Source organism: Xanthomonas citri pv. citri, assembly GCF_000961215.1.
Taxonomy (GTDB): Bacteria; Pseudomonadota; Gammaproteobacteria; order Xanthomonadales; family Xanthomonadaceae; genus Xanthomonas; species Xanthomonas cissicola.
In genome coordinates this window covers 2,329,870-2,354,381 of the sequence record NZ_CP008998.1, presented here as the reverse complement: position 1 = coordinate 2,354,381, position 24,512 = coordinate 2,329,870, and the positions used below count along the sequence as shown (strand labels likewise).

The window sequence follows — 24,512 nt, the reverse complement described above, 5'->3', positions numbered from 1 at the left end:
ATCACGCCTCAGGCGGCCTGCGCGCCGTTACTTCCCTTTGACATGCCGCATCAGGCGCCGCTTGCGGGCCACCTGACGATCGGAAAGCGGATTCTTCTTGCCCTCGTACGGATTGGCGCCCTCACGGAAGATGAAACGCACCGGCGTACCAACCAGCTTGAAACGCTTCCGGAAGAAGTTTTCCAGATAGCGCTTGTACGATTCCGGCAGCACCTTCAGGCGCGTGCCATGCACGATGAAGGTCGGCGGATTCGCGCCGCCCGGGTGCACATACCGCAGCTTGGAGACATGCCCGCGAATGCTCGGCGGCGGGTTGGTCTCATAAGCGATTTCCAGCGCCTGGTTCACTTCACTGGTGCTGAACTCATGCGTGGCCGATGCATGGGCGCGGTGAATCGCCTGGAACAGCTCGCGCATGCCCGAGCCGTGCAATGCGGAAATCCGCACCGCCTCGGCCCAGTTGACGAAGCCCAGCTTGCGCGACAGCAGATCTTCGGCCTGCGCACGCTGGTAATCGCTTTGCCCGTCCCATTTGTTGATCGCCACGACCAAGGCACGCCCGGCATCCAGGATTGCGCCGAGAATCGTCGCGTCCTGATCGGTCACGCCTTCAGTGGCGTCCAGCATCAGCACCGCGACCTGGCATTGTTCGATCGCCTGCAGCGTCTTGAACGCGCTGAATTTCTCGACCGCCTCTTCCACCTTGCCGCGCCGTCGCAGGCCGGCGGTGTCGATCAGGCGGTACTGACGGCCATCGCGCTCCAGGTCCACGGCGATCGAATCGCGCGTGGTACCCGGCACTTCCGAGGCGATCATGCGTTCTTCGCCCAGCAGGCGATTGACCAGGGTCGACTTGCCCACATTCGGGCGCCCCACGAAGGCGATGCGTACGCGCGCCGGGTCGTTGTCCAGCAGCTCGCCGGCCCCTTCCTCGGGCAAGCGCGCACCCACCTCGTCAAGCAATTCGTCGATGCCCTGCCGATGCGCAGCAGACAACGCCACCACGTCGGAGAAGCCGTAGCGCGCGAATTCCGAGCGCACGGTTTCTTCGTCGGTGCCGTCGATCTTGTTGATCACCAGCACGGTCGGCCGCGCCAATTTGCGCAACCAGGCCAGAATCTCGTCATCGAGCGAGGACGCGCCTTCGCGGCCATCGACCACGAACAGCACCAGATCGGCTTCGCCGGCGGCGGCCCGTGCCTGGCGGGCCGTGGCCCCGGCAAGACCTTCCTCGTCGCCGGCGATACCACCGGTATCGACGACGATGAACGGCTGCTGCTCGTCGAGACGGCAGACCCCGTAGTTGCGGTCGCGAGTGACGCCTGGCTGGTCGTGAACCAGCGCGTCACGGGTGCGCGTCAGCGCATTGAAGATGGTGGACTTGCCGACATTGGGCCGTCCAACCAGGGCGACCAGGGGCAGCATCGCAAGGTCCTTATTGTGCCAACCGGAAGGCGGTGAGATCGCCGTCGGTGTTTTGTACCAGCAAAATGCCGTCGACCACCTGCGGCTGCGCCAGCAGCGTATCGCGTCCGGCACGTGCGCGCGCAGCCAGTGCGCCGTCGCTGAGTTTCAGCCAGTGCAGATAGCCCTTGTAGTCGCCGACCACGGCGTAATCGCCCTGGATGGCCACACCGGTCAGCGAACGGCGTGCCAACGCAGCCTGCGACCACATCGCCGCACCGCTGCTCTTGTCCAACCCCCACACCGATCCGGCATTGTCCGATACGACCACGACCGCTGACGACACACCAACGCCGCCGGCGCCGCCATGATCGCGCGTCCACAGCGGACGGCCGCTCGGGCCTTCCAGTGCGAGGGTTTCATTCTTGAAGCTGGTCGCGTACAGCGTGGTGCCATCCAGCACCGGCGCGCCATCGACGTCGGACATGCGCTCCAGCTCGGTACGGCCTTCCGGCACGCCGATGGCCTGCTCCCACAACGGGCGACCGTCCTGCAGCGCCAGCGCACTCAAGGTACCGCTGTCGTTACCGACGAACACCACGCCCGGGCCGGTCACGATCGGCGCATTGCCGCGGACGGACAAGGTCGGGCCTTCTTCGGCGTGGAACCAGCGACGCTCGCCGGTTGCGGCATCAAACGCGGTCACCCGACCGTCGTTGCTACGCACCAGCACCAGGTTCTGTGCGATGGCCGGCGCAGCGATCACTTCGTTCGGCACTTTGGCCCGCCACTTTTCAGTGCCGTCTGCCTGGTTCAGGGCGATCACATCGCCGGACAGGCTACCAATCACCACCAGGCCCTCGCCCACACCGGGACCACCGGACAGACGCTGCTTGAACTTGCGGTCGTTACGCTCTTCTTTCTTGGGCTTGTATTCCCAGACGCGCTTGCCGGTCTGCAGGTCGAGTGCCTCCACGCCACCGGTGATCGCCGCTGCATATACCTTGCCGTCGGCCACTGCCGGGCGCTGACGGACGCCGATATGCCCTTCACCCTTGCCGACGCCGGCAGACCAGATCTTCTCGACCTTGACCGATGGCTCGAACTTCACCAACTCGGCAGGTTCCTGCGCCTTCTTGGCGGCAGCATCCTTCCCGGCAAACCAGCCCTTGACGGTGCTGCAGCCAGCCAGCGACAGACCCATCACGGCAATCAACGCAATGCGCTTGTACATATCAACCTGCTTCATCAAATCTGCTCCGCCGGATCGGGCACCTTGCCGCCCACATCCATCAGCTTGGTTTCCAGCAACCGGCGCTGCGGCGAGGCCACATCCACCGTGGTCAGGGCCTTGGCGTACAGCGCTCGCGCCTCATCCGGCTTGCCCTGCACGACCAACGCGTCGGCGCGGATCTCCAGGCTGGCGTGATCCTGCGCATCGGCCAGCAGCTTGATCGCTTCGTCGGGCTTGCCGCTTTCAGTCAGCAGGCGCGCCAGGCGCTGCTGCACGATCTGCTTGAGCTCGCCTTCGGCGGGCACGTCGCGCAAGGTCTTGATCGCCTCGTCATTCTTGCCGGCATCCACCTGGGCCTTGGCCAGCCGCAGCGCCGCCAGCTCGGCGTAAATGCCGCCCTTGCCGTCGTCCAGCGCCACGATGTCCTTGGCGGCCTTGTCCAGGTCCTTGGCCTGAATCGACTTCACCACCGCCTCGTAGCGGCCATTGGCCTCGACCAATGCGGTGTTGGTGCGCGTCTGCCACCACTGCCAACCCAGGATCAGCGCCAGACCAAGCAGGACACCGCCCACCAGACCCGCGCCATTCTTTCTCAACCAGGAACGAACGCGTTCACCTTGTTCGTGTTCGTCCAGCAGATCGTCGATCGCCATGCGTACTCTCGCTCCGTCATCCCGGAGGCGCGGAACATCAAAAGGGATAAATGAAAAACCGCAGTCCGCTTCACTCGGAAGCAGGTACCACGGAGCCGTCGGAGGATACCGCAAAACGGGCCACGTTAGCGCGCTGGAACGGTTTCACGTCGACGATACTGCCGCCTTGCTGAACCTGTACCGCCGAAGCATTGCCGAGCACGATGCGCCCCACCTGACCGGGCGAATACGTGCGTTGTTCACCGGCACGTATCAGGGCTTTTTCGACCGCACTGCCATCCGGCGCCAGGATCTGCACCCAGCTGTCGCCGCTGAAACTCAACGACAAACTGCCGCCAGGAGCAACTGCCTCCGCAGGCGCCTGGACGTCGGCGGTAGCACGCGGCACCGGGGTCATCGATGCGATATACGGCGCCGGCTGTTCGCGCGGCGCTGCGGCGGCCTGCGTTGCTGGATTGCGTGGCGCAGCGGACTTTGCAGCCTCCGGCATGCTGTCCAAGGACACCGTGCTTGGCGCCTTGCCATCCAGATGCGAGCGCGTCGCATACCAGACCGGTACCGCAAACACGCCGGTAATGACCACATACATGGCCTTGCGCGCGGTGCTTTCGAGAATGCGCCGCGCACGCGGCGTATGCGTGTGACTCACCAGCTTGACCGGCTCGATCGGCGCAATCGTGGCCTGCCGCAACAGCGGCTCCAGATCGACCTGCAACAAGCGCGCATAGCTGCGCAGCTGCCCGCGTACGAACACCGGCGCGCCCAGCCGCTGCCAGTCCTCCTGCTCCAACGCGTGCACCACGTGTGCCGGCATGCGCAACTTGCCGGCCACCTCGTCCACACTCAGGCCTGCCGCCTCGCGCGCTTCGCGCAAATGCTGTCCGCAGCCCTTTTCCTGCTCGAAAAGGTTCGGATTGGAATCACTGATCACAATGCATTGGCCCCGGGAGTAGCGGTCGCTGCGTCAGGGAATTCCTTGACCAACCGCTGTTGGTAACGGCCGGCAGCTACCTTGTCGCCTAGCCCTTGCTCGATCTGAATGGCGAGTTGTAACACGGAAGCAGTTGCCGGTGCAGCCGCAAGGCGGCGTTCGATAAAAGCGCGGGCTTCGAAATAATTGCGGCGCCCGGCTTCCAGACGTGCCATCGATTCGAGCGCATACGGATTATTCGGGTCTAGATCGAGCGCTTTGCGCAGATCGCCTGCTGCTCGCTCAGGCTGTCCTGCCTTAAGCGCGCAACCGCCGGCATTGCCCAATGCAGACGCAGGCGAAGCGTACGTCCGGTCGGCCAGTGCGCGATCGAACCAGGTCAACGCTTCGCTGGGCGAGCCATTCGCGCACAACCAGGCGCCATAGTTATTCAGCACGTCGCCGCGTTGCGGCGCGATTTCTGCGGCCCGCCGGTACGACGCACCAGCTGCCGCCGCATCGCCCCTGGCGCCCTGAATCAGCGCCAGCAGGCCGATGGCATCCACCGACTGCGGGTCCTTTTTCAAGGCGGCGCGCACCTGCTCTTCGGCACTGGCGTAATCGCCGGTCTGCAGCCGGTTGCGGGCCAGACCCAATTTCTCCTGGACGGCCAGGCGATTCTTGGTGGCCTTGTCGTCGCGGAACGAATACACCGGCGCGACTTCCTCCACACTCTTGGCCGAGCCGGCCTTGGCATTGCGACCACCGCAACCGACCGCGCTCAGCGCGATCGCCACGGCCGCCATTAACGCGAGTTCACGCTGCCGCATCTCGATCGGCCTGCCCTTCCAATGTGCGGCGGAACTCCGCCTGGCGACGGGTACGGTCCATGACCTGCCCCTTGAGCTGCCCGCATGCGGCGTCGATGTCGTCGCCACGGGTGCGGCGAACCATCGTCAACACCTGCGCATCGAGCAGGATCTTCTGGAACGCGCGAATCTCGGTCTCGCCCGAGCGCTCATAGCGCGTCCCAGGAAACGGATTGAACGGAATCAGATTGACCTTGCCGGCGTCCTTGGACTGCACGGCGTTGTCGAACTGCCGCATCAACCTGGCCAACTGGCGCGCATGCTCCGGCTGGTCGTTGATGCCTTTCATCAGCGTGTATTCGAATGTCACCGAATCGCGTTTCTTGCTGCCGCGCAAGTAGCGTGCGCACGACTCCATCAACTCGGCGATCGGGTATTTCTTGTTCAACGGCACCAGGCTTTCCCGCAGGGCATCGTTGGCTGCATGCAGCGAGACCGCCAGCGAGACGTCGCTTTCGGTGGAGAGCCGGTCGATCATCGGCACCAGGCCGGAGGTCGACAGCGTGACCCGCTTGCTGGCCAGCCCGTAGCCAAGATCGTCGCGCATTACGCTCATCGCGCGCACGACGTTGTCGAAATTCATCAGCGGCTCGCCCATGCCCATCATCACCACATTGGTGAGACGGCGCTGCTGGTGCGGCACATTGCCCAGATGGCGCGCCGCCACCCACACCTGGCCGATGATTTCGGCCGTGGTGAGGTTGCGGTTGAAGCCCTGGGTAGCGGTCGAACAAAAGCTGCAGTTCAAGCCGCAGCCGACCTGGGAGGACACGCACAGCGTGCCACGGCCCTTGTCGGGGATGTACACGGTTTCGATGGCGTTCTTGCCGTCGGTGCCCATGGCCAACAGCCATTTGTGGGTGCCGTCGGCCGAAGGCTTGTCGAACACCACGTTCGGGACGAGGACCTCGGCGTGTTGGTGCAACTTCGCACGCAGCGCCTTGCCGAGGTCCGTCATCTGGTCGAAATCGGTGACGTAGCGATGATGGATCCACTTCATCACCTGATGGGCACGGTAACGCGCCTCGCCAAGCGTATCGGCGAAGAAGCGCTCCAGCCCCTCGCGATCGAGGTCGAGCAGGTTCTGCTTGCGCGGCTCCGGGGTACGGACGGAGCCGTCCTGCAGCACGGAAGGGATCACGACCTCATTCACGATTCGACTCACTCGGCCTCAGCGCGAGACCACTTCGGTGGCGGCAAAGAAATACGCGACTTCGTTGGCAGCGTTCTCGACCGAATCCGAGCCGTGGGCAGCATTGGCATCGATCGAATCGGCGAAGTCGGCGCGGATGGTGCCCGGCGCAGCGTCCTTGGGATTGGTCGCGCCCAGCAGGTCACGGTGTGCGGCGACGGCGTTCTCGCCTTCCAGCGCCTGGATCATCACCGGGCCGGAAATCATGAACTCGACCAGCGCGTTGAAGAACGGACGCTCGCGATGAACGGCGTAGAAGCCTTCGGCTTCACGACGCGACAGCTGCTTGTACTTGGCGGCCACGACCTTCAGGCCAGCCTTTTCGAAGCGGCTGTAGATTTCGCCGATGACGTTCTTGGCAACGGCGTCGGGCTTGATGATGGACAGGGTGCGCTCCAGCGCCATGGGAAGTTCTCCGTTGGGCGGGCCACTGAAGGCCCGAGGTTATCATGAAAAAAACCCGCGACAAAACGCGGGCTTAGGCTTCTTTGCGATGGTCAATTCTATCTCGTCAACGCCGCGTTTGCACACCGCCTCCTGAATCGTGCTGCGTTGCGACATGACCTGCCAGCGGGCGAGCCCGTAGACTCAAACAATCGTTTGATTGAGTCCTGTCTTCGCGCATGCCCAAGCCCGCCCACTTCTCCACCAAGGACCGCATTCTCGGTGCGGCCGAGGAGCTGTTCGCCCAGCACGGGTTTGCAGGCACGTCGCTGCGCCAGCTGACCACGCAGGCCGACGTCAATATCGCCGCGGTCAACTATCACTTCGGCTCCAAGGAAAACCTGGTCAACGAGGTGTTCCGCCGGCGCATGGACGAAATGACCGCAGCGCGCCTGCAGCAGCTGGAAACGGCGAAGAAGTCGCAGCCCGGCGAGCTGACGGCCGTGCTCGCTGCCTTCGTCGAGCCGGCGTTGGCGATGGCGCAGGACCGCCAGAACGGCGGCGCGTTCGTACGCGTGATCGCACGCGCGTATGCCGAAAAGAACGACAACCTGCGCAAGTTCCTGTCCGACCACTACGGGCATGTCCTGCGCGAATTCGGCAAGGCCATTGCCGGCTGCGTGCCGGGCCTGAGCAAGGAAGAGCTGTACTGGCGGCTGGACTTTCTTGCCGGCGCACTGACCTATGCCATGGCCGACTTCGGACTCATCAAGCGGCCTGCGGGCGTCAGCGAGGCCGACCACCGCGCGCGCGCGGCGCGAGAACTCATTCGTTTCGCGGAACCCGGTTTCCGTGCTCATTCCACACCGTAAACGTTCCACAAGAGGCCTATCGCTATGTCCAACCCGTTGCTAGTCCGTCGTGCCGCCGTGCTCGGTGCCGGCGTCATGGGCGCGCAGATCGCCGCCCACCTCACCAATGCCGGTGTCGACACCGTGTTGTTCGACCTGCCTGCCAAGGAAGGCCCGGCCGACGGCATCGTACTCAAGGCGATCGCCAATCTCGGCAAGCTGAGCCCAGCCCCGCTCGCCAGCAAGGCGCTGGCCGAGGCGATCACGCCAGCCAACTACGAGAGCGGTCTGGAGCAACTGCGCGACTGCGATCTGATCATCGAAGCGATCGCCGAACGCATGGACTGGAAGCAGGACCTGTACAAGAAGATCGCCCCGTTCGTCTCTGAGCATGCAGTGCTGGCATCCAATACCTCCGGCCTGGGCATCAACAAGCTGTCGGATGTGCTGCCCGAGCAGCTGCGCCATCGTTTTTGCGGCGTGCACTTCTTCAACCCGCCGCGCTACATGCACCTGGCCGAGTTGATTCCGGCCAAGGGCACCGACAAGGCCGTGCTCGAGGGCCTGGAAGCCTTCCTGGTCACCACGCTCGGCAAGGGCGTGGTGTATGCCAAGGACACGCCGAACTTCATCGGCAACCGCATCGGCGTGTTCTCGATCCTGTCCACCATCCATCACACGCAGGAATTCGGCCTGGGCTTCGACGAAGTCGATGCGCTGACCGGCCCGCTGGTCGGCCGTCCCAAGTCGGCCACCTACCGCACCTCCGATGTGGTCGGCCTGGACACCATGGCGCACGTCATCAAGACCATGGGCGACACCTTGCCGGACGACCCGTGGCATCAGTATTTCAAGTCGCCGAAGTGGCTGGAGGCGCTGATCGCCAAGGGCGCGCTGGGCCAGAAGGTCGGGGCCGGCATCTTCCGCAAGGTCGGCAAGGACATCGTGGTGCTGGACCTGCACGAGCAGGACTACCGCGCCGCCGATCGCAGTGCCGCGCCGGAAGTGGTCGAGATCCTAAAGATCAAGAATCCGGCCGAGAAGTTCGCCAAGCTGCGCGAGAGCCAGCATCCGCAGGCGCAGTTCCTGTGGGCGAGCTTCCGCGACCTGTTCCACTACAGCGCCTTCCATCTGGCCGATATCGCCGAGACCGCACGCGATGTGGATCTGGCGATTCGCTGGGGCTACGGTTGGTCGCTGGGCCCGTTCGAGACCTGGCAGGCAGCCGGCTGGAAGCAGGTGGCGCAGTGGATCGCCGAAGACATCTCCAACGGCAAGAGCATGAGCAGCGCACCGTTACCTAACTGGGTGTTCGACGGTCGCGATGGCGTGCATGGCGCCGAAGGCTCGTATAGCCCGGCGCGCGACGCCAAGCTGCCGCGCTCGTCGCTGCCGGTGTACAAACGCCAGCGCTTCCCCGATCCGTTGCTTGGCGAGCAGTTCTCGCCGGGCGAAACCGTGTTCGAAAACGACGGCGTGCGCATGTGGCACGACGGCGACGACATCGCGGTGGTCAGCTTCAAGACCAAGATGAACACCGTTTCCGACCACGTGCTCAACGGCTTGCAGGACGTCGTTGGCCGCGCCGAGAAGGACTTCGCTGGCCTGGTGATCTGGCAGCAGAAGGAGCCCTTCTCCGCCGGCGCCGATCTGGCCGGCGCGCTCGGCCTGCTGCAGGCTGGCAAGGTCGATGCCTTCGAAGCATTGGTCGCCAATTTCCAGGCCACCAGCCAGCGCATCAAGTACGCGCAGGTGCCGGTGATCTCGGCCGTGCGCGGCTTGGCACTGGGCGGCGGTTGCGAGTTCCAGATGCACAGCGCCAAGACGGTGGCCTCGCTGGAGAGCTACATCGGCTTGGTCGAAGCTGGCGTCGGCCTGCTGCCGGCCGGCGGCGGCCTGAAGGAAATCGCGGTACGTGCATCGATCGCCGCAGGCCCGGGCGGCGACGTGTTTGCCGAGCTCAAAAAGACCTTCGAAACCGTGGCAATGGCCAAGGTCTCCAACTCGGCGGTCAATGCCAAGGAACTGGGCCTGCTGCGCGCCACCGACAAAGTGGTGTTCAACAGCTACGAGAGCCTGCACATCGCCAAGGCCGAAGCGCGCGCACTGGCCGAGGGCGGCTACCGCGCCCCGCTGCCGGCACGCCATATCCAGGTTGCCGGCGACGTCGGCATCGCCACCTTCAAGATGCTGCTGGTCAACATGCTGGAAGGTCGCTTCATCAGCGAATACGACTATGAAATCGCCAGCCGCATCGCCACGGTGGTGTGCGGTGGCGAAGTCGATCGCGGCGCGCTGGTCGATGAAGAATGGCTGCTCAAGCTGGAGCGCAAGCACTTCGTCGAACTGGCCCAGCAGGAAAAGACCCAGGCCCGGATTGGGCACATGTTGAAGACGGGCAAGCCGTTGAGGAACTGAGAATCGGGAGCGGGGAATCGGGAATGGGTAAAAGCCCAGCCTACTCCCCGCTTCTCCCAATTATCTGCCGGGTGATGAAGATGGCGAACCCAGGCGAATCCGCACTTGCGATTCCCGATTCCCCTCTCCCCATTCCCGGCTTTCGGAGATAGCCAAATGAGCAAACAGATTCAAGAAGCCTACATCGTCGCCGCCACACGTACGCCGGTAGGCAAGGCGCCGAAGGGCGTGTTCCGCAACACCCGCCCCGACGACATGCTGGCGCACGTGCTGCGCGCCGTGGTCGCGCAGGCGCCGGGCATCGATACCTCGCGCATCGACGACGCCATCATCGGCTGCGCGATGCCCGAAGGCGAGCAAGGCATGAACGTGGCGCGCATTGGCGTGCTGCTGGCGGGCCTGCCCAATTCGGTGGCCGGTCAGACCATCAACCGCTTCTGTTCGTCCGGCATCCAGGCCATCGCCATGGCGGCCGATCAGATTCGTCTGGGCAATGCCGACCTGATGCTGGCCGGCGGCACTGAGTCGATGTCGATGGTGCCGATGATGGGCAACAAGGTGGCGATGTCGCCAAGCGTGTTCGCCGACGACCATGTGGCCATTGCGTACGGCATGGGCATCACTGCCGAGAAGGTCGCAGAAGAGTGGAAGGTGTCGCGCGAAGACCAGGATGCGTTCGCGCTGGCCTCGCACCAGAAAGCGATCGCGGCGATTGCGGCCGGCGAGTTCCGCGACGAAATCAGCCCGTACGAAATCCACTCGCACCAGCCCGACTTGGCCGGCAACGTCATCACCTTGCGCAAGAAGCTGGTCGATACGGACGAAGGTCCGCGTCCGGACAGCTCGCTCGAGGGCCTGGCCAAGCTGCGCCCGGTGTTCCGCAACGGCCAGTTCGGCGGCAGCGTCACCGCCGGCAATTCGTCGCAGATGAGCGATGGTGCCGGCGCGGTGCTGCTGGCCTCCGAGCAGGCGATCAGGGATTACGGCCTGACTCCGCTGGCCCGCTTCGTCAGCTTCTCGGTCGCTGGCGTGCGCCCGGAAGTCATGGGTATCGGACCGATCGCCGCCATTCCCAAGGCGCTCAAGCAGGCCGGCCTGACCAAGGACCGGCTGGACTGGATCGAGCTCAACGAAGCCTTCGCGGCACAGGCGTTGGCGGTCATCCGCGACAGCGAGCTGGATCCATCCAAGGTCAACCCACTGGGCGGCGCAATCGCCCTTGGCCACCCGCTGGGCGCCACCGGCGCGATCCGTGCGGCCACGCTGGTGCATGGCCTGCGCCGTCGTCAGCAGAAGTACGGCATGGTCACCATGTGCATCGGGACCGGCATGGGCGCTGCGGGCATCATCGAAGCGCTGTAAGGCGCGCTGGAGCGCCGGGTCGGCCTTCCGGGTCGATCTGGTGTCTCCATCGGTGTCATCGACCTGCGGATATCAGGTCAGCGATCAAATTTCCATGCTGTCGCCAAAGGGGCGTGCGCAAGCACGCCCTTTGCTCTGCCGGTCAACGCGGTCTCGCCAACGTCGCGGCGAGGCGATCCAACGCATATCCCCCCGCGTCATTGAAACGCGATGCATTGCATTCTGCTGCATCGGTCATCTCGCCGCGGCGATTGAAGCTGGCGATGTAGATACGGCAATGGGCACGCCGCACACACCGCGACCAGGCGGTCGCGCTCAGCGCGTCACCAGCCATTGACCGGTCCGCGCACCTGCGAAGACCAGCGCCAGTCCAGCCAGCAAGGTCACCGCCAGATAGATGCCGATCATCGTCGAGCGGTCGGTGCGCGCGAATACCAGGCACTCCATCATCAGCGACGAAAACGTGGTCAGCCCACCGATCACCCCAACGATCAACAAGGCCCGCAGCGGCCAGCTCGATGGCCCGCGTGCATCCAGCCAGACCAGCAACACGCCGGCAACGAACGACCCGAGCAGGTTCACCGTCAGCGTTCCCCACGGGAAGACGTTACCGAAGCGCTGGATCAACGAGGCACCGATCGCAAAACGCAAACCGGATCCCAGCGCACCACCGGTCATCGCCAGCAACAGCTGTTGCCACCACACCGGTGCATTCATGCGCGCACCCCGCGACCGGAGCGTGCTTTCGAAAAAATAGTGTGCGACATCGGCGTCATCCTTCCTGAGTCAAGAGCGATGCCGGGGCACAGACCTGCCGCCCCGGCGGGGTGGGCAGGCATCATCAGCGCGCGGGTGCGTGCGGTTCGAGGAGGAATGCCATCTCCTGTGCGGCCGATTATGCCGTGGGCTTGCCGGCCTTGTCAGCCCGTGCCTGCGCGCGCGCCTCGCGCAGCCGATCGAGCTTTTCCTTCAGCTTGATCTCCATTCCGCGCGGCACCGGGTTGTAGTACACGCGCTCGCCCATCGCATCCGGGAAGCCGGTCTGATCCAGCGCGATACCGCCCTCGGCATGATGGTCGTACTGATAATCCTGGCCGTAACCCAGCGTCTTCATCAGCTTCGTCGGTGCGTTGCGTAGATGCAGCGGCACCTCCTGCGTGCCGGTGGCGCGCACTTCGGCCTTGGCCTGATTGAAGGCAGCATAGCCGGCGTTGGATTTGGCAGTGCTGGCCAGATACAGCACCAGCTGTGCGAATGCCAACTCGCCCTCCGGGCTGCCGAGGCGCTCGTAGATGTCCCAGGCTTCCAGCGCCATGCTCTGCGCGCGCGGATCGGCCAGGCCAATGTCCTCGATCGCCATGCGGGTCAAGCGACGCGCCAAATACGCCGGGTCGCACCCGCCATCGAGCATGCGCGTCAGCCAGTACAGCGCTGCATCCGGGTTGGAGCTGCGCACGGACTTGTGCAACGCCGAAATCTGGTCATAGAACTGCTCGCCGTTCTTGTCGAAGCGGCGCGTACGGTCGGCCAGCACCTGCAGCAACGTCTGCGGCGTAATCTCGCCACCCTCGCCTGCCGCCAGTTCCGCAGCAATTTCCAACAGCGTCAGGGCCCGACGCACATCGCCGTCGGCGGCGCTGGCGATTTCCAGCAGCGATGCTTCGCTGACCTGGATCGTCTCGGCCCCCAAGCCGCGCTCGGCATCGCGCAAGGCACGCTGCAAGGCTTCGACGATGTCCTGCGGCGACACGCCTTCCAGCACATGCACGCGGCAGCGCGACAACAACGCTGAGTTCAACTCGAAGGACGGGTTTTCAGTGGTCGCACCGACGAACAGAATCGTGCCGCGTTCGATATGCGGCAAGAACGCATCCTGTTGCGCCTTGTTGAAGCGATGCACCTCATCGACGAACAACACGGTGCGGCGGCCACCGGCAAAACGCTGCGCGGCCTCTGCCAGCACCTGCCGCACGTCCGGCAGGCCGGACAGCACGGCCGAGATCGCCTTGAATTCGGCGTCTGCGTAGTGCGCCAGCAACAAGGCCAATGTGGTCTTGCCGCATCCCGGCGGACCCCACAGGATCATCGAGTGCACGCGCCCGGATTCGACCGCGCGCCGCAAGGCGCTGTCGGGAGCCAGCAATCGTTTCTGCCCCACCATCTCGTCAAGCGTGCGCGGCCGCATCCGCTCTGCCAGGGGCCCCATGGCGCTGCGATCGACATGCAGCAGATCGGGTGTGATCGAGTCGGGACGTTTGGCTTTGCTCACCCCTTTATTCTACCGCCTGCGCCTGATGGACGTTCCACAACGCAGTGTTCGGCCGTCGCTGGCAGGGACGTCGACGTTCTCTTTCCAAGCGACCACTTCGCGCAGGTGCACCGCATCGACTGCGCAGCGCAATACTGTTACTGAGTAACGAGTCATCGCATGTCATCGCTTGCCTGCACCTCGCATCGGCCACGAGCTGCGCCAGCGCAAGCGGCACGTTCAGCGTACGGATTTCACCATGCCCCGCATTCCGCTTCGCCCCTCTGCCATCACCGCTTGCCTTCCAGGGATGGCCGAGACCATCTCGCATCCATCCAAGCCTTCTGCGCGGCGGCAGACGCACAACAAATTGGCGACTCCGGACCCATGCGCGTTCGAGGCGGAACTGATCCAGGCCCAGGACGATCCGCTGGGTTGGTCCGCGACGCTGCTTGAGCAAGCGAGACAGCCAAGTGTCGTCGACCCAGGATTGAAAGCCGCTCCCAAACGCAAACACGCTCTCCTGCGGCCCTGCAGGAAGGCCGCAGAGCAATTGGGGCTCAGTAGCGGTTCGCCAGAACCACATACGAGCCTGCTGCGCTATTCCTCGGTGCAGTACGAGCGGGACACACCAGCCGGCCAATCGGATCGCAACGCCACTACCGCCCGTGATCTGCAAGCAGCCCCGTTACTGTCCAATGCCACCCAGGATCTCAATGAGGCGCTGATCGCCCGCCTGGCGCAATCCAACAACGACCTGGCCGCACGCATCTCCCGGCGTCGCCAGGACGAACTGATCTACGCACATGCACAAACGCTACAGGCTGCACGCGGGCAGTTGGCCTTGAGAGCCCGGCGCGCCGCCAACCTCAGCGACAGCATCCACGTGCTGACGCGCGAACGCGCCGAACTGCTGCGACAGCTGCAGGGATGTCATCTGCAAACTGATGCAGTGGCGGCCGCAATCCACGATCTCGAGTCGGACATCCTCTCCGCACGCGCGACATTGAACGCGCTACCGGACGATCAGCCGTCGCGCGCTGTCGCAGCGCACGCGGGCCCATCCTCGGCCGACGCGCAGCAAGGCGTCGATCGCTTACAGCTGCGGCGCACCTGCACTCGGCTCGAACACGCAGTGCAGCAGGCGCGCGCGCGCGGCGATACGCTGGCCAAAGCGGTCTTTTTCGGCCGCGGCTCGGCGCAGGCAGCACAAGCAGAGCAAGCACTTGCGGATGCTAACGCGGAGATCGATCAATTGCGGAGCGCGTATGCGCAAGCGCGCGATGCGTTGCAGTCGGATCAAGCAAGCAGCTCTGCCAACAGGCCGGCGCCTCGCACGCTCGGCTCGCACCTTGCTGCAGAGCGAAACCGGGAAATCGAGGCACTGCGCACACGGCTGGGACGCGACGAGAACATGCTGACCCTGCAACGCACGCATGCCGAGCGCTGTCAGCGAAATGCGCGGCGCCTACAGGAGCGCCTCGCCCAGGTCGACGCGAAACTGCAGCAGGCGCGGCATTCGTCGCGAATCAACACAGAGGAGTTGTGGCAGTACGAACAGACGGTCAGCGCGCTGGAAGCAGCGAACGGCGACATGCAGCGCGTGGTGGAACATGCAGCCGCACATCCGCCGGCCGATGAGGCCCTGCCCGTCGCTGCCGATATCGTCGCCGACACCATGGAGGCACTGCTCGAGGCCCTACCCGGCTTTCGCGAGCAAACCATCGACCCCGTGAATCGACAGGTACTACGCGCCTGGGCTGACGGTCTGCATGGCCGCAGCGCTGCGTTCGGGAGCGACGCCTTGCAGCCGGTCGACGCGTTGCGCATCGCCCTGCAAGCCTTGGCCATCGCCAGCGACGGCGATGCCACGGCAGCGGCCAGCACGCTGCAACGCCTGGGCGTGGTGCAGTTGCGTGAGCTGATCCCGCCGCCACAGGTCTCCATCGCTGCCGAGGCGGTCCCGACGATGGAGACGGTCACCGCCTGCGTCGGCCTGTTGGCCAGCGTTCCGCGCGGCATGCAGGTTCTTTCGCACATGCTGCGCGAAGAACCCACGCCCCCCTCCAGGGAATGGTTGGAGGCGGCGCAGATCCACCTGCGTGCAAGCCACCGGCTTGCACTCACCCCGGACGCAGAACAGGCTGAACGCACCTGGCTGGGCGATGCGCAAATGGGAGCGCGCCATGCCGTGCATGGAGACTCGCCGCTGCAGGGCCTGCAGTCTGCAACCGATGCCCAGCGCGGCGCCTTTCATGCGTTCCGCAACGGCTACGAAACCACCGGAGCAGGTTCACCCTATGCGCGCGTCAACGCATGCCTGCAAATGTTTGCGCAATGGGCGGTAGCAGGCAGCGCACCGCGCGGCAAGCGCGCCCTCAATCCCTTCAACGCACTTGCGTTGGGAATGAAGGTTGGGGCCTCCGAAGCGCTTCCTACCGCTGAGCGGCGTGCCAACGACGCTTTCCGAGAGGCGGCCGGCCACTTGACCAGTTGGCTCGTCGCGCGCCGCCAGATCCAGCGGGCGGGCGGGCGAATGCCGTCGCAGGACGAACTGGCAATGCAGGCGCTACTGGAATACGCGCAATGGCTCCCACACGAGCAGAACGCGACCGACCTGACCTTCACTGCCAAGGTGCTGGGCACGATCGAACGGCGTGCCCAGGAGCTTCAGCGCTCGGTGGCTGCCTCCGTGAACGAGGCCGACGACCTGCAGCCGGCGGCGTGCCATCCAGCGATCGCGTCCGCCTGGGCTGCATTACGCGCGGGCCGCATGCGTCTGCCGGAAACGCTGCGTCTGATCCAACGCGGCCTGCTCGACCACGCCGGACAGCCGAGCGACCTGCCGGTCGGTGCAGCGCCGTTGGACGAAGAACTGGCGTCGGTCGCGCGCGACCACTTTCATCGGGCCGTGGGTCATGCCAGTCGCTTTCTGCATGAAGGCGACACCTCCCGCGTCAAGTCGCCACGCGCGCTATTCGAATGCCTGCGCAACCTGATGGAACGGTTGGAATGGCGCGACAAGCTGCGTCTCACCGAGCAACGTGTGATCGGACTCAATACGACGCCGCTGTCGGCTGCGCTTGCGATCATCCCCAGCGGCCTGGGACTGAAACTCTCCGCGGGCGGCCAGACCAGTTCCGATCGCTCGGTGGAGATTTACATGGGGCGAACCGGGCTGTCGCTGCAGATCGGGCGGCAGAAGGCGCGGCAGTTCAACGCCAGCACCGGCATTAGCGCAGGCGTGCTGCTGCCGGGTACCGAACACGCACCGGTGGGCATCACAGGCGCAGCCGAGTGGCGCATGAAAAAGGAATCGGGCATCGAGCACGGCGTGCAGATCCGCGTACCACGGCGGGGCAAGGGCCAGGAGCTGGAGCAGCGCGCGCAATTCCTGGCCATGTTTGAACACTTGCTGCAACTCGCCGAGCAATCCGGCGGCGATGCAGGCCAGTTGAGCGAGCGCGACTTTCTGGGGGAGCTGCTGGCGCACCACCCCAGCATCACCGTCGGCTTGATCGGCCATGCCGAGCGCAACGCTACGGCCACCGAATCCAGCCTCAGCGTCGCTGCCGGCGTGCGCGTGGGAAACATGGACGGCCGACCGCGCCGCGCCACCCTGGGGGCATCGCTCGGCCTGAAAGCACGGCGGGAAACCTCCCGTTCGCAGACGCCGATCGAAGGCTACATGACGATGGTGCTGAAGGATTCGAGCGCGCAATCCAGGGTGGAGATTGCAGGACGCGCATCGGCCAGTCTCGTCGCCCAGCAGTGGACGCACCCAAGCACCGGCAATGCGCCGCCCACGCCAGTGGCGCGGCTGTCCATGGCCACGCTCGATCTCGGCTATAGCAGGGAACTGCGCTCGGCCGGCAGCAATACGTTCTCCACCTTGTGGATGTTCAACAACGAAATCGATCCTGTGCGCACGGATCGTGGCTTCGAATTCTTCAACTTCGCCTCATTCGAACGCGAGGTGAAACGCAACTGGCAGCTATGGACCCACTACGGAATCTCCAAACTGCAGGGCAAGGTCGACGAGCAGCGGCTCTATATGGTGGCCGAGCGCCAGTTACAGGACTTCATCGACCGGGTCCGCCTCCACATGCAAGACAACAAGTTCGCCTCGCTGATCGTGGACTGGGTGCTGCAGGCGGAGGCTGCACCGCACCTGGACGCATTGCGCGCGCAGGCCCAGCTATTGCGGGTCGCCGGATGCGAAGCGCAGGCGGCGGAGGCCGATCGCGCCTTCGATGAGCTGATCAGCCACCCAGGCATCTGGGAACCGACCATCCTGATCCTGCGCGAAAAGGGCAAACGCCAGCGCGAGCGTGGCATCGATTTCTTCATCAAACGCCAGACCAACCAGGCAGCGGAGGCGATGCGGACGGTCGGTCAGTGGATCCCGTACGAGCCAGTCCCGTAGCGCTGCCGGCATCGCCCCTGTGTAGGGCGTCTCGGTCGAGCCACAGCGACTGCCGCGGCCCTCACAGGCACAGCCGCCGCTCGCTACGCCATGCCTTCATCCGAGCGTGCCGCAGACGCTTTTACTGCGCGTCGCCCACCACATCCACGCCCTTGGCCGGCGTATAGCGGAAGGTGTCTGCAGCAAACGCCGGATTGCGCTTCCAGCCGCTAAAGCCGATCGCGGTGCGCTGGCCGACCGCGTCTACCACTTCCATCCTGGCCAGGCCTTCCCTGCCGAACCCCAGCGAGGCGATCTGGAAGCTGGCGTCGGTGTCTACCTTGGGCGTCAGCGACAGCCACTGCAGGCCGTCGCGTGGCGCGGCTTCTTCGCTGACGTCGTACTTCTTGTCCAGAAGCGCCGGGTCGATCAACGCAACCAGCGGGCTGTTCTGTTCTTCGCTGCCCTGTGCGCGCACGGTGACCTGCTCCAGATCCGGGTCGAATACCCAGACCTTCTTGCCATCGGCCACGATCAGCTGCTTGTAGGGCTTGGCGTATTCCCAACGGAACTGGCGCGGCGTTGCCAGTGCAACCCGCCCGCTCGAGGTCTCCTTGACCCGGCCATTCGCGTCGGTCACGCGCTGACTGAACTGCCCATCCAGACCCTTCAACCCTCGCGTGAAGGTATCCAGCTCCTGGCGCGCACCGGCAAACGCAGTGCTGGCGAACAGAGCAGTGGCAAGGACGGCATAACGGAGCTGGCGATGCATCGCGGTCTTCCAGAAGGGAATGCGTAGATTCTGATACTTCATAGATGAATGGGCGAGCGCTATCGCACGACGTGTTCAGATGGCAGCGTGTGCGCGGCAATCCGCCTCATTGTGCCGTCTGCACCCTGGTCAGATCGCCATAGACGATCTGCCCACGAAAGCCGCGCCTCACCTGTTGATAGAGTTCGCGAAACGCACGGTAATCCTGCGGCTGGCACAGCGCCTGAGGCCCGCGCACGGCGGCGCGCTGCAGGCGATGCACGGCGGTGACCGTCTGTCCCTGCCGTGTCCACTCAGCCTGGTATTGGCCGGCGGCATTGCGAAAGGTGCTGCTGCGCGGAATGGCGATGATCGGCACCGTCTCGGGAAAGGTCACCACGTAGGTTTCCTCGCGCACGCTGTCGTTGCAGTAAAACGGGGTCAGATTGTTTTCGGCCGAGGTGGTGGTGTAGATGGCGCGCGTTGACTCGGCGCCGGGCATGTCCGGCAAGGTCATGCCGCCGACCACCGAGAAATCCACCGCGTCCTTGGCCTGGAAGGTGTAGCGGTAGTTGAACGGTGCATCCAGATCCAGCGGGTCGCCCTGAATCAGCAGATCGCCGGTGCCGTCGAAACCGGACTGGGCAAGGATCGACCCTTCGATCCGGTTGCGATTCTGCGCATTGAGCTGCACGAACATCGCGCGCAAGCCCACTTCGCCGGTCTGCCCGCTGTCGAGCGTGGTGGTGCCCTGCAGATCGCCCTGCGGCGTGAACCGGTAGTCGGTGCGGGCGACATAGCGATTGACCTTGCGGTCGTTCGGCGGCGTCTGCGTGACCTTGCCATCGCGCGTATGCACCACCGGCGCGCCGAGATCGCCGGCCGGCAACTGGCCGAAGCGCGCGTAGGGGTTGGTCGAGTCCACGTACAGATCGAATGCGGGAATGTAGGTGATGGCGTGATTGAAGCGGCCCAGCACCGGGATTTCCGGCAAGGTCGGGCCACCCTCTGCCCCGATCAGCACCGGTGTGCTGGCAATTCCCTTGGCCGCAAGCAGGGCCTCCAGAATTACGGTGTGGTCTTTGCAATCGCCGTAATGGTTGGCCAGGATGCTCTCTGCGCTGTTGGGTTCCAGCCCGCCATTGCCCAGATACACCGCCACATAGCGGATATTGCGCGCCACCCATGCATACAGCGCGGCAGCCTGCGCGCGCGGCGCATCGATACCGCGCGTGACCTCATCGGCCAGCGCCTGGATCGCCGGCGTCACCGCCGCGGCGCGCCCGCCTTTGACGTGGTAAGCCAGGCCCATCTGCGACCAGCTATCGAAGGTGCTGGCCATCAAGGTCGGGCTGAACTCCCAGGTGGCCGCGCTCCAGTTCTGGTTCTTCATCGGCGCGCTGCGCTGGTAGCGCCACTCCCAGCGTGCCTGGTCGCCGCGCACCACTGGCTTGGTGCCGCCCTGCAGCCCGCGTGCAGAAAGATGCATCGGCAGACCCTTGGGCGCGACCAACGTAATCACGGCATCGTCGTACTGCGCGAACACGCTGAAGGTCTCCCACAGGCTGAAGTAACCGGGGAAATACGGCGTGTTCTGCGCCCGCCGCACGCGGTACACAATGCGCGCGCCCGGCGCCAGATTCGGGAACACCACCACTTTCACCTTGCGGTCGGCATACATCGCTGCCGAGGCGCTGGAATAGCTTTCCTGGGTATAGATCTTGTCGGCCGCCACGTCCTGGCGCAGCCCTTCGGCCGTGACGGTATACGCCTGCAGCACTTCGAGCGTTTCCATCTTCTCGCTATAGCTCAACCGGACCTGGCTGAACTGCTCCACGGCCGACTTGGTCTTGAGCAGGATCTCGTACTCGTCGGTTTCAACGCTGCTGGCGTCTGCGCGCACCTCGTAGTCGGCGCGGTAGCGCACGAAACTGTAATTGGTGTCGGCCTGCGTGCGTGTTGCAGCGCTGGCAGCGGGTGCGGGCCGTTGCTGTGCCTGGGCAAGCAGCGGAATACAGAGGAGCAGCACGAGCACTAACGAGGGACGATGCAACATGGGTCTCGATCACGGCGGGCCGGAGCGGCCCTCGCCCACAGGGTAGCCGTTGTGCCCGGCAATGACAGGCACGGACTTCCAACAATGCGGCATTGCTGCAGGCGCCCAACCGGGGGCTGCACCTGAAACGCGTCACGACATCGCCGGCGCCTACTTGGGCGGCGGCGGTGCCAGCACGGTACGGTCGCCATTGTGCTCGGGCGGGCTGACGACGCCGGCCGCTTCCATCGCTTCGATCAGACGCGCGGCGCGGTTGTAGCCGATCTTCAAACGCCGCTGCACGCCGGAAATCGAGGCACGCCGGGTCTCGGTGACGATGCGCAAGGCTTCGTCGTACAACGGGTCCGACTCGTCGCCACCGCCGCCGCTGCTTTCCGGCAAGCCGGTCGCACCGACCACGGTGCCATCGCCCATGGTCTGGACTTCGTCCAGCACGCCTTCGACGTAGGACACCGGCCCGCTCGCCTTGAGATGCTCGACCACGCGATGTACCTCTTCGTCGCTGACGAAGGCGCCATGCACGCGATCCGGCAGCGCCGTGCCTGGCGGCAGATACAGCATGTCGCCGTTGCCCAGCAGCGCTTCGGCGCCGGATTGATCCAGAATGGTGCGCGAGTCGATCTTGGAGCTGACCTGGAACGCCACGCGGGTTGGGATATTGGCCTTGATCAGGCCGGTGATAACGTCCACCGACGGCCGCTGCGTGGCCAGGATCAGATGGATGCCGGCCGCGCGCGCCTTCTGCGCCAGGCGCGCGATGAGTTCTTCGACCTTCTTGCCGACGATCATCATCATGTCGGCGAATTCGTCGATGAAGATGACGATGAACGGCAGCGTCTCCAACGGCCGCGGCGCTTCGCCCAGTTCCGGGTTCGGCTTGAACAGCGGGTCCATCATCGGCTGCCCGGCGTCGATGGCGTCCTTGACCTTCTTGTTGAAGCCGGCCAGGTTGCGCACGCCCACCGCGCTCATCAGCTTGTAGCGGCGCTCCATTTCGGCCACGCACCAGCGCAAGCCGTTGGCGGCCTCCTTCATGTCGGTGACCACCGGCGCCAGCAGGTGCGGGATGCCCTGGTAGACGCTCAACTCGAGCATCTTCGGGTCGATCATCAGCATCCGCAGTTCCTTGTGCGAGGCCTTGAACAGCAGGCTCAACACCATCGCATTGACCGCCACCGACTTGCCCGAGCCGGTGGTACCTGCGACCAGCAAGTGCGGCATGCGCGCCAGGTCGGCCACGGTCGGCCGGCCGGCGATGTCCTTGCCCAGGGCAAGCGTCAGCGGGCTGGCCGACTTGTCGTACTCCTTGGAGCGCAGCAATTCGGAGAGGAAGATCATCTCGCGGCTGACGTTGGGTATTTCCAGCCCGATCACCGACTTGCCAGGGATCACGTCCACCACACGCACCGATTTCACCGACAACCCGCGGGCGATGTCCTTGTCCAGCGAGCTGATCTGGCTGACCTTGATGCCCGGCGCCGGCTCGATCTCGAAACGGGTGATCACCGGTCCCGGATAGGCGCCGACCACTTGTGCCTCGATGCGGAAGTCCTTGAGCTTGAACTCGATCTGCCGCGATAGCGTTTCCAGGGTTTCTTCGGAATAGCCCTTGGTCTGCGGCTTGGGGTCGTCCAGCAGCGCCAGCGGCGGCAAGTCCGAGCCGTCGGTGCTGACGCCCTGGAACATCGGAATCTGGGTGTCGCGTTTGGCGCGCTCGCTTTTTTCCACTACCGGCGCTGGCGGCGGCTCGATCTTCACCGGTTCGCGCTTGGCCTGCTTGACCGCATCGACCTTGCGCACTTCCTCGCGTTCCTCGCGCATCACCCGGGTCTGCTGCCACTCGGTGGCCTGATGGGTCTTGCGCTGCATCAGCGGCCCCAGCGCCAGCACCCACTTGCCGATGCGCTCCATCACCGCAAACCACGACAAGCCGGTCGCCAGGGTGATGGAGACCAGCAGCAGCACCAGCACGAACAGGTTCGCGCCCAAGGCACCGAAGCCGGAGCTGAGCGAGCCGGCGACCAACTTGCCCAGGATGCCGCCGGCCTCGGCCACCTCGCCCTGGAACAGGCGCAGGTGCAGGAAGCCGGTCGACGAAATCAGGAACCCCACCATGCCGACCAGGCGCAGCGCCGGCCCCAGATCGCTTTGGGTCTGCTCTTCGCGGTCACCGATCAAGGCGATCCAGGCCACCGCCCCCAACAGTACCGGCAGCAGGAAGGCCACATACCCGAACAGCTGCAGCAGCACATCCGCCGCCAGCGCGCCGAATCGGCCGCCCATGTTGTGGATGGGCGCGACCAGATTGCCGGTGCGCGACCAACCCGGATCGGTCGCCGAATAAGTGAACAGGCTGGCCAGCAGATACAGCAGCAATGGCGCCACCGCGATCAAGGCCAGATCGCGCCAGAGCTTCTGCCGCCGCGGATTGTCCGCCGCCGCCGTCTTGCGCGACGACGATTTGCCCTCTGCGGGCTTGCTGCTGCGTTCGGGAACCTGCTTTGCCACCTGTAGCCAGACCTTAGAAAAATGCTGTTAGTGTTTGATAATAAACGACCGGAGCCACGGTTTCAGCAGTTGCATGCCCCCTGGTCATGCAGCCAGGCGCGGCTCAACGAAAAACGCCGCACAAGGCGGCGTCGAGCACGTGGTTTGAGCGGACCATGCCATCTGCGGTTCAAGCAGTTCCATCGCGCCGCCTTGATTCACCAGGTGGGGACCGCCACTCTATGCCGCCACGGGGACGCGAATGACTTCGCCTTCCCCACCAATTCCTAGATCGCGAGTATACATGAGCGCCTCTTCTGCCAGCCCCGCCAAGCATTCCCGCCTGCTGATCCTGGGCTCCGGCCCGGCCGGCTGGACCGCCGCGGTCTATGCCGCCCGCGCCAACCTCAAGCCGGTGGTCATCACCGGGTTGCAACAAGGCGGCCAGCTGATGACCACGACCGAAGTGGACAACTGGCCGGGCGACCCCCATGGCCTGATGGGCCCGGACCTGATGAGCCGCATGCAGGCGCATGCCGAGCGCTTCGAGACCGAGGTCATCTTCGACCATATCCACACGGCAGACCTGTCGCAACGCCCGTTCCGGCTGATCGGCGACGGTGCCGAGTACACCTGCGACGCACTGATCATCGCCACCGGCGCCACCGCCAAGTACCTGGGCATCCCCACCGAAGAAGCCTTCAAGGGCCGCGGCGTCTCCGCCTGCGCCACCTGCGACGGCTTCTTCTACAAGGACCAGGATGTGGTGGTGGTCGGCGGCGGCAACACCGCGGTCGAAGAGGCGCTGTACCTGTCCAACATCGCCCGCAAGGTCTACCTGGTACATCGCCGCGACACCCTGCGTGCGGAAAAGATCATGCAGGACAAGCTGTTCGCCAAGGTGGCCGCCGGCAAGATCGAGACCGTCTGGCACCATGCCATCGACGAAGTATTGGGCAACGATGCCGGGGTCACCGGCGTGAGGGTCAAGTCCACCATCGACGGCAGCACCCGCGATATCGATGCGCATGGTTTCTTCGTGGCGATCGGCCATCACCCGAATACGCAGTTGTTCGATGGCCAGCTGGCAATGAACAACGGCTACCTGGAGATTCGTTCCGGCCTGAACGGCGCGGCGACCGAAACCTCGGTGGCCGGCGTGTTCGCCGCCGGCGACGTGGCCGACCAGCATTACCGTCAGGCCATCACCTCGGCCGGCTTCGGCTGCATGGCCGCGCTGGATGCCGAACGCTTCCTCGACAAGAGCGCCTGAGATGGCGCCTGATTG

At 64.6% G+C, this 24,512-nt stretch carries 17 protein-coding genes and 1 riboswitch; of the genes, 5 read left to right on the top strand and 12 right to left on the bottom strand.

Features of this window, described 5'->3' with window-relative positions:
• Positions 1-27: 27 nt before the first annotated feature.
• The 7 genes from der to ndk all read right to left on the bottom strand — a co-directional run bounded on the left by der (position 28) and on the right by ndk (position 6,667).
• Positions 28-1,425 (bottom strand): ribosome biogenesis GTPase Der, encoded by a 1,398-nt coding sequence (der, locus tag AMD14_RS10725; RefSeq protein ID WP_003482878.1) that lies wholly within the window; start codon positions 1,423-1,425, stop codon positions 28-30.
• Between the two features lie 10 nt (positions 1,426-1,435).
• Positions 1,436-2,653: an outer membrane protein assembly factor BamB gene (gene bamB, locus AMD14_RS10720; protein ID WP_011051284.1), complete on the bottom strand. Its 1,218-nt coding sequence runs from the start codon at positions 2,651-2,653 to the stop codon at positions 1,436-1,438.
• Positions 2,653-3,291 carry a YfgM family protein gene (locus tag AMD14_RS10715; protein ID WP_011051283.1) on the bottom strand — a complete coding sequence of 213 codons (639 nt, stop codon included), beginning with the start codon at positions 3,289-3,291 and terminating at the stop codon, positions 2,653-2,655. The genes bamB and AMD14_RS10715 overlap by 1 nt, the downstream gene beginning before the upstream one ends.
• Before the next feature lie 70 nt (positions 3,292-3,361).
• Positions 3,362-4,222, bottom strand: a complete 861-nt coding sequence (locus AMD14_RS10710) for a helix-turn-helix domain-containing protein (protein WP_003482884.1) — start codon at positions 4,220-4,222, stop codon at positions 3,362-3,364.
• Positions 4,219-5,007, bottom strand: a complete 789-nt coding sequence (pilW, locus tag AMD14_RS10705) for a type IV pilus biogenesis/stability protein PilW (protein WP_003482886.1) — start codon at positions 5,005-5,007, stop codon at positions 4,219-4,221. Before pilW ends, AMD14_RS10710 begins: the two co-directional genes overlap by 4 nt.
• 10 nt (positions 5,008-5,017) lie before the next feature.
• Positions 5,018-6,223 (bottom strand): dual-specificity RNA methyltransferase RlmN, encoded by a 1,206-nt coding sequence (gene rlmN / locus AMD14_RS10700; RefSeq protein ID WP_005921296.1) that lies wholly within the window; start codon positions 6,221-6,223, stop codon positions 5,018-5,020.
• An 18-nt stretch (positions 6,224-6,241) separates the two neighbouring features.
• Positions 6,242-6,667, bottom strand: coding sequence for a nucleoside-diphosphate kinase (gene ndk / locus AMD14_RS10695; protein WP_002812972.1), 426 nt, complete (start codon positions 6,665-6,667; stop codon positions 6,242-6,244).
• Between the two features lie 218 nt (positions 6,668-6,885).
• Here ndk and AMD14_RS10690 point away from each other — a divergent pair, with 218 nt between their 5' ends.
• The 3 genes from AMD14_RS10690 (at position 6,886) to AMD14_RS10680 (ending at position 11,277) form a co-directional block, all read left to right on the top strand.
• The gene (locus tag AMD14_RS10690; protein ID WP_003482890.1) at positions 6,886-7,518 is read left to right on the top strand and encodes a TetR/AcrR family transcriptional regulator; all 633 of its coding nucleotides are present in this window, start codon (positions 6,886-6,888) and stop codon (positions 7,516-7,518) included.
• Positions 7,519-7,542: 24 nt separating this feature from the next.
• Positions 7,543-9,915, top strand: a complete 2,373-nt coding sequence (locus AMD14_RS10685; protein WP_011051280.1) for a 3-hydroxyacyl-CoA dehydrogenase/enoyl-CoA hydratase family protein — start codon at positions 7,543-7,545, stop codon at positions 9,913-9,915.
• A gap of 156 nt (positions 9,916-10,071) precedes the next feature.
• Positions 10,072-11,277, top strand: coding sequence for an acetyl-CoA C-acyltransferase (locus tag AMD14_RS10680; RefSeq protein ID WP_045720661.1), 1,206 nt, complete (start codon positions 10,072-10,074; stop codon positions 11,275-11,277).
• Positions 11,278-11,592: 315 nt separating this feature from the next.
• On the opposite strand, the gene crcB is transcribed toward AMD14_RS10680, so the two are convergent.
• On the bottom strand, positions 11,593-11,994 hold the full coding sequence (crcB, locus tag AMD14_RS10670; protein ID WP_011051278.1) for a fluoride efflux transporter CrcB: 402 nt from the start codon (positions 11,992-11,994) through the stop codon (positions 11,593-11,595).
• A gap of 108 nt (positions 11,995-12,102) precedes the next feature.
• Positions 12,103-12,170, bottom strand: a riboswitch (Fluoride riboswitch).
• 2 nt (positions 12,171-12,172) lie between these two features.
• The gene (locus AMD14_RS10665) at positions 12,173-13,546 is read right to left on the bottom strand and encodes a replication-associated recombination protein A (protein WP_011051277.1); all 1,374 of its coding nucleotides are present in this window, start codon (positions 13,544-13,546) and stop codon (positions 12,173-12,175) included.
• 169 nt (positions 13,547-13,715) lie between these two features.
• Here AMD14_RS10665 and xopZ point away from each other — a divergent pair, with 169 nt between their 5' ends.
• Entirely contained in the window at positions 13,716-17,951 is a 4,236-nt protein-coding gene (xopZ, locus tag AMD14_RS10660; protein ID WP_040107613.1) for a XopZ family type III secretion system effector, read from the top strand.
• Positions 17,952-18,072: 121 nt separating this feature from the next.
• On the opposite strand, the gene lolA is transcribed toward xopZ, so the two are convergent.
• From lolA to AMD14_RS10645, 3 genes are all read right to left on the bottom strand, one after another.
• Complete coding sequence (gene lolA, locus AMD14_RS10655) at positions 18,073-18,744, bottom strand: outer membrane lipoprotein periplasmic chaperone LolA (RefSeq protein ID WP_015472033.1); 672 nt, start codon at positions 18,742-18,744, stop codon at positions 18,073-18,075.
• Between the two features lie 64 nt (positions 18,745-18,808).
• Positions 18,809-20,716, bottom strand: coding sequence for a DUF3857 domain-containing transglutaminase family protein (locus tag AMD14_RS10650; protein ID WP_171843859.1), 1,908 nt, complete (start codon positions 20,714-20,716; stop codon positions 18,809-18,811).
• A 171-nt stretch (positions 20,717-20,887) separates the two neighbouring features.
• On the bottom strand, positions 20,888-23,245 hold the full coding sequence (locus AMD14_RS10645; protein WP_003482906.1) for a DNA translocase FtsK: 2,358 nt from the start codon (positions 23,243-23,245) through the stop codon (positions 20,888-20,890).
• Positions 23,246-23,528: 283 nt separating this feature from the next.
• On the opposite strand from AMD14_RS10645, the gene trxB reads away from it, so the two are divergent.
• The gene (gene trxB, locus AMD14_RS10640) at positions 23,529-24,497 is read left to right on the top strand and encodes a thioredoxin-disulfide reductase (RefSeq protein ID WP_003482910.1); all 969 of its coding nucleotides are present in this window, start codon (positions 23,529-23,531) and stop codon (positions 24,495-24,497) included.
• Positions 24,498-24,512: the final 15 nt, after the last annotated feature.